Below are 12,717 nucleotides of genomic sequence, written 5' to 3'. Positions count from 1 at the left end.
CTATTTTTTTATTTATATAATTTTTTATAATTATTTTTTATTTCCTTTGCTTCTTTATTATTTTTATCTAGCTTAAATACCTTCTCTAAATGCTCCTTAACTTTACCCTCATCACCTTTTATAAAATAACAAGCTGCTAAAGCATTATTAACCTTAATAAAATTAAAGTCACTCTCTTTACATTTTTCTAATCTATCTATTGCTTCTCCTATAGATAGATTTTCTATTAGCTCCTTTGCTTCTTTATATAATTCAAGCTTTTTAAAATCATTTTCTGCATCTTTTAAATATAATCTTGATATTTCATCATCATTATAATCCCTATTTATTTTCCATGTGTCTGTAGCATCTTTTAAATCACCTTTTAAATATAAAAGAAGTCCTTTTAAATTAAGGACTTTAGAGTCTGCTAAATCTCTAGACATTTCTTTTTCACATATTTCTATAGCCTTTTCTATGTTTCCATTATTATATAAATAAAGTGCTTTTTCGTATCTCTTATTATTCATTCTCTTCCCTCTTTAAATAAACCAACAAAAATTAAATATAAACTATTAATCCTATTATTGCTGAAATTACTATAACTAAAATAGGATGAACCTTTTTACTTAATAGTATTACTCCTATTATCGAAGCTATTATTAAACTCTTTAAGTCTGTATAGGATTCCTTTGCTAAGTCTATAAATGCTTTAATTATTAAAGCTATTAATACAGGTCTCATTCCAAGTAATGCTGATTTAATTATTGAAGATTCCTTGAATTTTTCTAAGGTCTTGCTTATTATTGATACTAATATAAATGATGTGAAAATAACCCCTATAGTAGCCATTATACTTCCTGGTAACCCAAAAACATCATATCCAACAAAGGTTGCAGAGTTTATGGCAATTGGACCTGGAGTCATTTGAGATATACCTATAATATCCATAAATTCATTTACACTAATCCATTTATTGTTTTCTACTATTTCCTTTTGAATAAAAGGTAACATGGCATATCCGCCACCAAAGCTAAATGTTCCTATTTTAAGAAATGATATAAATAGCTTTATTAATAAATCCAACTACTTCACCTTCTTCCTTAAGAATATTACTCCATATAAAGCAGATACAATTATAACTATAACTGGATGTATATCAAAAAATACTAAGGCTATTAACGCAATTATAATGGTTAATCCTGTTCGCATATTTTTTTCTAAGCCTTTGCTTAAGCTAATGGCTCCAACTAATACTAGTAGTGGAACTGCAGAATTTATTCCCATAAAGGCAGCATTAACATAATAATTATCTCTAAATTGCATAAAGAAGGCTGCTATTAATAAAATTATTAAAAAGGATGGTAAAACTACTGCTAAAAGTGCCATAAGTGCCCCTACCAATCCTGCAATTTTATATCCTAAAAATATTGAACAGTTTACAGCCAATGCTCCTGGAAGGCTTTGTGATACTACTAATACATCCATAAATTCATCTTTTTCTATCCATTTTTTCTTATTAACTACTTCCTCTTCAATTAAAGGAATCATAGCGTATCCTCCACCAAAGGTAAAGGCACCAATTTTAAAGAAGGCAATAAACATTTCTATAATTTTTTTCACTATTCCATCACCTCATCAATATAATTATATATCTTTATTAAAACAAAAAGTCGCATTAATAGTATGCGACTTTTCTCTATTTTAATTATTCTTGTTCTAATATTATCTTCTTAGCTGTTAATATTGATGTAGCACTCATTGAGAATTCATCTAGACCATATTCAACTAATGTTGGAATTGCAGTTTCGTCTCCTGCCATTTCTCCACACATTCCAACCCACTTACCATGCTTGTGAGCTCCGTCTATAGTCATTTTGATTAATCTTAATACAGCTGGGTGCATTGGGTTGTAAAGGTATGATACCTTTTCACTCATTCTGTCAGCAGCTAATGTATATTGAATTAAATCGTTAGTTCCAATTGAGAAGAAATCTACATGCTTAGCTAATTCATCTGCATAAACAGCAGCAGCAGGTATTTCTACCATTATACCCCATTGGATATCATCTGAGTATTCTTTTCCTTCTGCCTTTAATTCAGCTTTACATTCTTCAACGAATTCTTTAGCAGCTTGGAATTCTTCTAAGCCTGAGATCATTGGGAACATAACTGCTAACTTTCCATATACAGAAGCTCTAAGTAATGCTCTTATTTGAACTCTAAATATGTCTTTTCTATCTAAACATAATCTAATTGCTCTATAACCTAAGAATGGGTTCATTTCTTGTGGTAATGGTAGGTATGGCAGTGTCTTATCTCCACCGATATCTAGTGTTCTAATAACAACTAGTTTTCCATCCATTATTTCAAGAACCTTCTTATAAGATTCAAATTGTTCTTCTTCTGTTGGAGCTGAATCTCTGTCCATGTATAAGAATTCAGTTCTGAATAATCCAACACCATCTCCACCGTTAGCAACTACTGCTTCAGCATCTGCAGGTGATCCGATATTTCCACAAACTTCAACTCTTCTTCCTGATTTAGTAACAGTTTTAACTGATATTAATTTCTTTAATTCTTCTTGTTCTGCTAAGAATTTTTCTCTCTTTGCAGTATATTCATCTATAACTGATTGTTCTGGGTTTATAATACATACACCTTCGATACCATCAACTATAACCATATCTCCATTTTTAACTGAAGTAGTTATATCCTTTAAACCAACTATTGCAGGAATTTCTAATGTTCTAGCCATTATAGCTGAGTGAGAAGTTCTTCCTCCAATATTAGTTAAGAAACCAACTACCTTACTTCTATCTAATTGAGCTGTATCTGATGGAGTTAAATCATGAGCTACTACTATTGTATTAGATTCTGTTATAGCAAAAGCATCTCCGCCTTTACCTGCTAAATTAGAAATAATTCTTTTTGATACGTCTTTAATATCAGCAGCTCTTTCTTTCATATATTCATCTTCCATTGAATCGAATATCATTACGAATGTATTTGTAACATTTTCAACTGCTTTCATAGCGTTTGTGCTGTTTGATTCAATTTCTAATAACATTCCGCCTGTAAATTCTGGATCATCTAATAAAGTTAGGTGAGCTTCAAATACTTGCGCTTCATGTTCTCCTATTTCCTTTAAAGCTTTATCTCTTATAGCAGATAATTGAACTTTTGCTTGCTCTAAAGCCTTATTTAAAACTTCTTTTTCAGCTTCAACATTTGAAACCTTCGCATCTGTTATTACTATCTCTTCATGTTCTTGTAAAAATACTTTTCCTATTGCATATCCCTTAGATGCAGCTATACCTTTTTTCATTGTTGAGATTCCTCCTTAAATAATAGCTATAAATTTAAAATAGTATATGAATTTATAGATTTGTCGAATCTATTTAATCAATTACAACTATATTGATTATAACATATTTTTTCTTTATGTTAACATAAATACACGTAATTTTTATAATTTTCTATCTTAATTTTGTTTTAAATATATATTTTATTTGCATTTTTTCTATATAAGTAAATATTTACTAAAATTTTTTCCACTTATTTCAATGTGTTTTAGCTTTAAAAGGGGTATTATCATAATATGTCTATTTATGATAATACCCCTTTTCATTAATTATCAATACTATTAATAAATTTATTCTTTATTAAGATTAAAATTCTTTACTTTATAAATCATCTACTAATGCTCCTGCTTTTGCATAAGCAGTTGATTTTGCTTCAAAGAAATCAGTTTTTACAGAATTGGCATCTGATAATATATCTACCCAACCTGCTGGATTAGTTATATGACCTTCATATATTTCATCTAATCCTATTGCACTCATTCTTATATTTCCTAAGTATTGAATATAATCAGTTATTAAATTCTTATTTATTCCTTGAATACTATCTCCAATAACATAGTGTCCCCATGAAATTTCATGTTCTACTGCTGTCATCATCATTTCTTTTAATTCTTCTTTTAATTCAGCTGTAAATATTTCTGGCTCTTCTAATTGTAATTCCTTTAGAATATTTCTAAATAACCAAAGATGAGTATTTTCATCTCTATTTATATATCTTATTTCTTGAGCTGAACCTGGCATTTTCCCATTTCTTTCAAGATTATAGAAGAACATAAATCCTGAATAGAAGTAAATCCCTTCTAAAATATAATTTGCCATTAATGTTTTAACTAAATTTCTTTCTGTTGGCTCATTTAAAAAATTATTATAAAGATCTCCTATAAACTTATTTCTCTCTAATAGGATTTCGTCATCCTTCCATTGATATAATATTTCATTTCTCTTTTCTGGAGAGCAAATAGTATCTAGCATATAGCTATAGCTTTGAGAGTGAACAGCTTCTTGGAAAGCTTGAATTGTTAAACATAAATTCACTTCACTTGCTGTTATATAGCTATTTATATTTGATAAATTTGCTGTTTGAATAGAGTCTAGGAATATTAGGAATGAAAGAATTTTATCATAAGCAGTTCTTTCTTCCTTTGTAAGTTTATTATAATCTTTTAAATCCTGAGATAAATTTATTTCTTCTGGAATCCAGAAGTTATTCATTGCCTGCCTATACCAATCTGAAACCCACTTATATTTCATATTATTGAAGTCATTTAAATTAGTTGTATTTCCATTTATCATTCTCTTTTTTGATGTTTCTATATCCCCGAATTCATTAAAAAGAGGCTTCTTATTAACTAACATACTGTTCCTCCCACGTGTCTTTCTCTTTTTATAACTATGCTGAACAACTTTCACAATCACTAACTGTTAATGATTTTGATCTTACATAATAAATTGATTTTACTCCTGACTTACAAGCTTCTATATATAAATTCATAATTTGCCTCATAGTATAATTTGTAGTTATATATAAATTAAAGGATTGACCTTGATCTATATGTCTTTGTCTTACTCCATTAATTTGAACACACCACTTTTGATCTATATTGTAAGCAGAATTATAATACCAGTAATTTTCTTCGTTTAAGTTAGGTGCTGTCTTTGGTATTATGCTTCCTTTCTTTTCTTCAAGCCAGAATCTAGCCATTACTGGGTCTATTCCTTCTGATGTTCCTGCAATTGTAGCTGTTGAACCATTAGGTGCAACTGCAATTAAGTATCCATTTCTAAGTCCATATTTTAAAACTTCTTCTCTAAGCTCATTCCACTTTTCTGAATTATATCCTCTTAGTCTAAAATACTCTCCATTTTCCCAGTCTGAGCCTTCAAAACAGCTATATCTTCCTTTTTCCTTTGCTATATTCATGCTTGCCTTTATAGCATGATAATTTATTCTTTCATATACATCATCAGCAAAGTCCTTATGTGCCTCTTCTGTCCAATGAATTAAATTATTAGCAAGCATATGGTGATATCCACTAGTTCCTAGACCTATTGCTCTATACTTCTTGTTAGTTACTTCTGCAAATGGAACTGAATAATAATTTAAGTCTATAACATTATCCATTGCTCTAATTTGAGTTTCTACAACATATCCAAGTTCTTCATCATCTTTAACTTCTACATTCCCTAAAACTACAGAAGATAAATTACATACTACAAAATCTCCAGCCTTAGTTTTTTCTATTATAACAGAATCTCCATTTTCATCTTTGATTTCTGCTTTTTCTATATCCATAGGGCTCATGTTTTGCATGATTTCTGTACAAAGATTTGATGAATAAATCATTCCCTTGTGCTTATTAGGATTCATCTTATTTACTGTATCTCTATAAAAAGCAAATGGTGTTCCTGTTTCTGCTGCACTCTTTATTATAAGTCTAACTATATCCTTAACAGGCATTACTCTTTTGCTTATATTCTCATCTTCAACGCATTCATAATATCTCTTTTCCCACTCTTCTCCATAAAAATCTTCTAAAGAATATCCCTTAGTTAATCTAATTTCGTGTGGGCACATCATATACCAATTAGCATCTATATCTGTTTCTGCTAATTTCCAGAACAAATCTGGATAACATAAACCTGGGAAAACATCGTGTGCTTTCTTTCTATCGTCTCCATTATTTGTTTTTAGTTGTAAGAATTCTGGTAAATCCTTATGCCATGCATCTAACCATATGGCAACTGATCCATTTCTTACTCCTAATTGGTCAACTGCAATTGCAGTATCATTAAATAATTTAATCCATGGGATTATTCCGCCCGATGCTCCTTTGAATCCTCTTATAGGGGATTCTAAAGCTCTAACCTTACCTATGTATATTCCCATTCCACCACCAAACTTTGATACTTCTGCAAAGTTGTCTAGTGATTTATATATTCCCTTTAAACTATCTTCTACTGTATCTATAAAGCAAGAACTTAATTGATAAAATGGCTTTCTTGCATTTGACATAGTTGGTGTAGCCATAGTAGCCTTTAATGAACTTAATACATCATAAAATCTCTTAGCCCAAGCTACTCTATTTTCCTTCTTTTCTGGTATAGCAAGATGCATTGCTATTCCCATAAACATTTGTTGTGGTAATTCTAATTTACTTCTATCATAATCTTGAATTAAATATCTTTTAGCTAAAAGATTAATACCGCTATAAGTAAATAAGAAATCCCTTTCTGGTTTTATTTCTTTTTCTAATTCCGCAATCTCATCCTCTGTATAATTTTCTAATATATACTTTCCATACAAGCCCTTATTAGTTAATTCTTTTATAAATCCATATAAATCATCATATAATTCATTATCTTTACTTAATTTTCTATTATTTCTTACTTCATCATATAATTTATATACATAAAGTCTTTCTGAAACCTTTTGCCAATCTGGTTCCATATCTGTAGTTAATTCTAATGAAACTTGTATGATAGAATCTCTTATTTCCTCTTCACTCATACTAGGTCTTATTATATGATTCAACGCTCCTAAAAGCCTTTCTTCCGTATATAATCCATCTCTTTTATTAATCCCAATTAAAGCATTACTGCAAACATTCAATAAATCCATAATCTTCCCCTTCCACTACATATAGTATATATTTAATAACTGCCTAGAGAAATATACAACATATAGATACATTATAATTATCTTTTCTTGTCTTGTAAAAGTTCAGATTTTAATAAGAAAATGGAAAAAGGAGATATCTCTTTTAATACCTCCTTTTTTCACCAACTGTCAAATAATATTAATTATTTTTTAAGAGTTCATATTCTAAAGTAATATTACTTAAATTCCTTATTCCACTCTTCTTCTTTAAAGCCTACTAATACCTTATCATCTTTAACAATTATAGGTCTTTTCACTAACATTCCGTTTGTCGCTAATATATCTAATAGCTCATCTTCAGGTAAAGTCTTAACCTTATCCTTTAATTGCATTTCTCTATAAAGTACTCCTGAAGTATTAAAAAACTTATTAATTGTTAAACCACTTTTTTTAAGCCAATCTTTTAGTTCATCCTTAGTTGGATTTTCTTCGGCAATATGCCTATCTATAAATTCTATATTATTTTCTTCTAAATATTTCTTAGCTCTTCTACATGTAGTACACTTTGGATATTCTACAAATAACACTGCCATATTATCACTCCTTAATTACTAATCTTAATTTATTAAATTATATCATAATATTACTTAGGTATAGTTAGAAATATTTTAAACATATCTCCTTCTACTTCGATTTTTATAATTCCATTATGAAGTTCTACTATGCTCTTTGTTATTGCAAGTCCCATACCTGACCCCTCTATAGAAGAATTTCTAGACTTATCTGCTCTTGTAAATCTTTCAAAAATATCATCAGTATTAAAATCTAATTCATAATTAGAAATATTTTTAAATGAAATATCAACAGAATTATCTTTAGAAACAATCTCTACATATACTCTAGTGTCACTTAAGGAATATTTTAGAGCATTAACTATTAAGTTTTCAAATACTCTAGACATTAACTTACCATCTAAGTCTAATATAATCTCTTCTTCATTTGAATTAACTTTAAACTCTATATTTTTTTCTTCATAAAGATTTGAGTACTCTCCAATGCCTTGATATACTAATGAAACTATATCTATAGGTTGTTTTTCTAATTTCATCTTTCCACTATTTAATTTTGAAGCTTCAAATAAGTCTTCAATTAGACTCTTTAATCTTCTTGAGTTTCTATCTAATATCATTAAGTAATCTTTTCTTTCCCCTTCTGTTATATTAGATTCATTTAATATATTTACATAGTTTATAATTGATGTTAGTGGAGTTTTTAAGTCATGAGAAACATTTGATATTAATTCTGTTTTTAATTTCTCATTTTTCACTTGCTCATTTAAGGCTATTTTATACCCTTCTTTTATTTTATCTATGTTTTCAACTAACTCTCTAACTTCTCTTTCTCCCACATTACCAAGGGTGTATTCTAAGTCCCCTGAGTTTATCTTTTTTAGTCCATCATTAATAATTGTTATATCTAAGCTCTTTTTTAATGAATATAGAACACACACTAAAGGAATTAGTACTAATATTAATGTTCCTTTAAATGGATACTTAGTTAAGAATGTTACAAGTAAATTTTGATTTCTTATACCAGCAACTAGATATAAATAAACTATTATTACACCAATAGCTATTCCAAATGATATTAATATCTTATTTCTGGTATTTTTGTATCTATATCCATATCTTATTACAAAGATAATCTTTTTTAATACCTTTATCTCTAAATGAATATTATTCCTATTAAAAGTCAAATTAAATAGTACCTTTATCAATAAAATAATTGTAAGAATAGTAGCTACTATCATAGTTTTTGCTGATAAGGCTTCCGCCTTTATAACATAGGCATATGAATCAGGATTGCTATAATATATTTCAATGTATTTATCAATATACTTTAAATTTGCTTTATCTGGCATACTCATAATATAGTAATTGTACTTCTCTTTATTATCTAACCTAACAGAAGATAATCCCCATTCCTTTAAATATGCATTTACAGTGTCTTCTAATAATGGAACGTTATTATCCTCTTGTTTTACAGAATTAAATAAGTTTACATCATTTGTTGTAAACTCTCCTGTTTCTTTATTAATTAGAACATAAAAAATCTTATCATTATAATAAGGATCCCCTGTTAGATTTTCATTTTCATATTTTATTGCACTTATGTCTTCTAAATCCCTAGAATTTGTATATATATACTTTGAAATATCCTTACTTTCATAATATATCATTGACTCCATATATTTATTTTTATTAAATAAAGCATCAAATGTATTTAAATTATCTGATGTATTATTAAATGCTTGATAATAACTTGTAATCAAAAACATTATTGATATAGTAAGAATTAAAATTTCAACTCCCCATACACCAGTTATATAACTCTTAATTTTCTCTTTCAATTTTATATCCAACTCCCCACACCACTTTTATATATTCTGGGTCCTTTGTATTTAATTCTATTTTTTCTCTTATTCTTCTTATATGAACAGTGACAGTATTTTCACTTCTATAAAATGGCTCTTCCCACACCTTTTCATATATCTCCTTAATAGAAAAAACTTTTCCTAAATTTGAAGCTAAAAGTTGAAGTATTTTAAATTCAGTTGCTGTTACTTTTACTTCATCACCTCTTAAGTAAATTGTCTTTTCTTTATTATTAATTACTAAATCTTTAACTTCTATTATATCAGGACTTTCACCTTCTAGCTCTAATGGCTTTTGGTACCTTCTTAATTGTGATTTAACTCTTGCTACTAACTCTAAGTGGTTAAATGGTTTTGCTATGTAATCATCTGCTCCAACATTAAGGCCTAAAATTTTATCACTATCTTCGCCTTTAGCTGATAACATAATTATTGGTAAGTTTCTTTTCTCCCTAATTCTTAAGCAAGTCTTTATTCCATCCATTCTTGGCATCATTATATCTAGTACAATTAAGTGTATCTTTTCTCTATCTAATATTTCTAAGGCTTCAACACCATCCTGTGCTTTGAAAACCTTCATTCCTTCTCCTCTTAAATATATGTCAATGGCATCTCTAATTTCTTTTTCGTCATCAACTACTAATACATTAAACATATTATTAAACACCCCTTGATTTATTCTCTCTTATAATTATAATATCTTATATTGTGCCATTTTACTAATTATAAAAATTACATTTTTATTAAATTAGTAAAATAAATAAATATATTAACATAACTGAATATTTAATATATAATCAGTTTGTGTAGATTACTTATAAGTTTAAGGAGTTCAGAATGTTTGGCAGTATTTCAATTAATAAACACATGGTTTTAGATTTTATTCTTATTTTTATCGGATGCATTATAGCTTCTTTAGGGGTTAACTTATTCTTAGTTAATGCTCAATTATTAAGTGGAGGTGCAACTGGTGTAGCATTAATTCTTCAATATTTATATAATATACCTTCAGGTATAACTGTATTTTTAATTAATATTCCATTATTTTTTCTTAGTTATAAAACTCTAAATAAAAAATTCACTTTATATTCTGCTATTGGTATGGTATCTTTATCAATTTCATTGATGATAACTAAGCCTTTATCACATTTAGTTAAGGTGGATGATTTATTACTTTACTGCATTTATGGTGGAGTTTTGTGTGGCCTAGGATATGGCCTTGTATTTTCCAGAAATGGTTCTACAGGTGGAACAGACATAATTACAATGGTACTTAGAAAAAAATACTCAAATTTTGAGATTGGTAAACTTAGCTTTGGACTTAATTGTGTCATAGTATTTATAGGTGCATTAATCTTTGGACTTCCTAAAGCATTATACACTTTAATTTCTATGTTTGTTCAAGGCACCTTAGTAGATAAAGTTATTAATGGTTTTAATAGTAAAAAGCTTTTATTAATACTAACTGAAAAAGAAGAAGATATAATTCAATATGTTATTAAAGATATGAATAGAGGTGTTACTTCCCTTATTGCAGAAGGTGAGTATACCCATGAATTAAAGAAAATGCTCTACATAGCCGTTACATCCTCTCAAATGATTCATCTTAAGAATAAAATCTTAAGAATAGATCCTAAAGCATTTATTACTATAATAGATGTATCAGAGGTTAACGGAAAAGGGTTCTACAAAATATAAATATATAAATAAACTATAGCTTTATTATGCTTTCGATTCTAAGTGGAATTTCACATAAATATGGCTATAGTTTTTTATTGTAATATTTAATTTTACTTCATATAAATAAAAGAAATGATTCTTTAGTTTTCATACTTTAATTCTTTAATTTTTCCATTCTTTCATTCTTTCATTCTTTCATTCTTTCATTCCTAATATAGTCTTCTTGTCCCTGCTTATATAAGTTATTACCCTCTGTATCTATAATAACTATCAAAGGCATATCCTTAATCTCCATTTTCCTTATTGCTTCTGCCCCTAAATCCTCATAGGTTATTATTTCTGATTTAGTTATACTCTTAGATATTAGTGCTGCTGCTCCTCCAATAGCGCCTAAATAAATAGCTTTATTTTTTATTATAGAATTTACTACCTCTTCATTTCTTTCTCCTTTACCTATCATAGCTTTTAAACCTAAGTCTAAAAGTCTTGGTGAGTAAGAATCCATTCTATAACTAGTAGTTGGGCCTGCTGAGCCTATAACTTGTCCTTCTTTTGCAGGTGTTGGTCCTACATAATATATTGTCTCATTGTCAATATTTATAGGTAACTCTAAGTTCTTATCTAATAAATCTATCAATCTTTTATGTGCAGCATCCCTTGCTGTATATATAGTACCTGATAATAATATTCTATCTCCTGCTCTTAAGTCTCTTATCTTTTCATAAGTTAGTGGTGTGGTTAGCTTAACTTCCATAAATCAATCTCCCTATAAAATTACTTCTTTATGTCTAGTTGCATGACAACTAATATTTACTGCTACTGGTAATCCAGCTATATGTGTAGGGAATGTTTCTATGTTAATACCTAAAGCTGTAGTCTTCCCTCCAAAGCCTTGAGGCCCAATTCCAAGTTCATTCATCTTTATTAATAACGCTTCTTCTAAATCAGCATAAAATTTATTTTCATTTTTACTATCTATTGATCTAATCAAAGCCTTTTTAGATAAATAGGCCGCTTTTTCAAAAGTTCCACCTATTCCTACACCAACTATCATAGGTGGACATGGATTAGGTCCTGCTTCCTTTACTACTTTTATAATAAAATCTTTTACCCCTTCTATTCCATCTGAAGGCTTAAGCATTTTTATCTGACTCATATTCTCTGACCCAAATCCCTTTGGTGCTACTGTAATCTTAAGTTTATCACCCGGTACTATATCGTAATAAATTATTGCAGGGGTATTATCCTTTGTATTAACTCTATCAATTGGATCCTTAACAACTGATTTTCTTAAATAGCCTTTATCATATCCTCTTCTAACTCCTTCATTAATAGAATCTTGCAAACTACCGCCTACAACATGAACATCTTGTCCTATTTCAATAAATACACATACCATTCCTGTATCTTGACAAATTGGCATTCTTTCATTTTTTGCTATTTCTGCATTTATTATTATTTTATCTAATATATCTTCTGCCAAATTCCAAGTTTCTTCCTTCTTAGCCTTATCTAATGAATAAACTACATCCTTTGATAAATTATAATTGGCATCAATACATAAGTTTTCAACAGCTTCTTGAATTTCATTAATATGTATTTCTCTCATTCTCATCTTCCTTTTCTTATCTAATTATAAATATTTTATCATATTTAAAGAA

At 28.6% G+C, this 12,717-nt stretch carries 12 protein-coding genes; 1 reads left to right on the top strand and 11 read right to left on the bottom strand.

The features are described 5' to 3' along the window. Positions 1–8: 8 nt before the first annotated feature. The 9 genes from HUJ77_RS11135 to HUJ77_RS11095 form a co-directional block, all read right to left on the bottom strand. Positions 9–509: a hypothetical protein gene (locus HUJ77_RS11135; RefSeq protein WP_291708656.1), complete on the bottom strand. Its 501-nt coding sequence runs from the start codon at positions 507–509 to the stop codon at positions 9–11. Between the two features lie 31 nt (positions 510–540). Then, a complete protein-coding gene (locus HUJ77_RS11130; protein WP_291708655.1) occupies positions 541–1,065 on the bottom strand; it encodes a chromate transporter in 525 nt (174 codons plus the stop codon). After that, the gene (locus HUJ77_RS11125; protein WP_291708654.1) at positions 1,066–1,602 is read right to left on the bottom strand and encodes a chromate transporter; all 537 of its coding nucleotides are present in this window, start codon (positions 1,600–1,602) and stop codon (positions 1,066–1,068) included. It abuts the gene before it with no gap. Between the two features lie 85 nt (positions 1,603–1,687). After that, positions 1,688–3,307 (bottom strand): phosphoenolpyruvate--protein phosphotransferase, encoded by a 1,620-nt coding sequence (gene ptsP / locus HUJ77_RS11120; protein ID WP_291708653.1) that lies wholly within the window; start codon positions 3,305–3,307, stop codon positions 1,688–1,690. Between the two features lie 358 nt (positions 3,308–3,665). After that, complete coding sequence (locus HUJ77_RS11115) at positions 3,666–4,700, bottom strand: ribonucleotide-diphosphate reductase subunit beta (protein ID WP_291708652.1); 1,035 nt, start codon at positions 4,698–4,700, stop codon at positions 3,666–3,668. Positions 4,701–4,734: 34 nt separating this feature from the next. Then, positions 4,735–6,963 carry a ribonucleoside-diphosphate reductase subunit alpha gene (locus HUJ77_RS11110; protein ID WP_291708651.1) on the bottom strand — a complete coding sequence of 743 codons (2,229 nt, stop codon included), beginning with the start codon at positions 6,961–6,963 and terminating at the stop codon, positions 4,735–4,737. Between the two features lie 215 nt (positions 6,964–7,178). After that, a complete protein-coding gene (locus HUJ77_RS11105) occupies positions 7,179–7,535 on the bottom strand; it encodes an arsenate reductase family protein (RefSeq protein ID WP_291708650.1) in 357 nt (118 codons plus the stop codon). Between the two features lie 50 nt (positions 7,536–7,585). After that, entirely contained in the window at positions 7,586–9,352 is a 1,767-nt protein-coding gene (locus tag HUJ77_RS11100; protein ID WP_291708649.1) for a HAMP domain-containing sensor histidine kinase, read from the bottom strand. Further along, positions 9,336–10,031 (bottom strand): response regulator transcription factor, encoded by a 696-nt coding sequence (locus HUJ77_RS11095; RefSeq protein ID WP_291708648.1) that lies wholly within the window; start codon positions 10,029–10,031, stop codon positions 9,336–9,338. Before HUJ77_RS11095 ends, HUJ77_RS11100 begins: the two co-directional genes overlap by 17 nt. A gap of 182 nt (positions 10,032–10,213) precedes the next feature. Between HUJ77_RS11095 and HUJ77_RS11090 the strand changes: the two genes are divergently transcribed. Beyond that, entirely contained in the window at positions 10,214–11,074 is an 861-nt protein-coding gene (locus tag HUJ77_RS11090) for a YitT family protein (protein WP_291708647.1), read from the top strand. Positions 11,075–11,243: 169 nt separating this feature from the next. Here the strand turns inward: HUJ77_RS11090 and HUJ77_RS11085 are convergent, their stop codons facing one another. Continuing rightward, entirely contained in the window at positions 11,244–11,810 is a 567-nt protein-coding gene (locus tag HUJ77_RS11085) for a Fe-S-containing hydro-lyase (RefSeq protein WP_291708646.1), read from the bottom strand. A 12-nt stretch (positions 11,811–11,822) separates the two neighbouring features. Further along, positions 11,823–12,665 (bottom strand): fumarate hydratase, encoded by an 843-nt coding sequence (locus tag HUJ77_RS11080; RefSeq protein WP_291708645.1) that lies wholly within the window; start codon positions 12,663–12,665, stop codon positions 11,823–11,825. Between the last annotated feature and the right edge of the window lie 52 nt (positions 12,666–12,717).

This window comes from Clostridium sp., assembly GCF_021443865.1.
Classification (GTDB): Bacteria; Bacillota; Clostridia; order Clostridiales; family Clostridiaceae; genus Clostridium.
The sequence above is the reverse complement of the archived record's forward strand: the minus strand, read 5'-3'. Positions and strand labels throughout refer to the sequence as shown.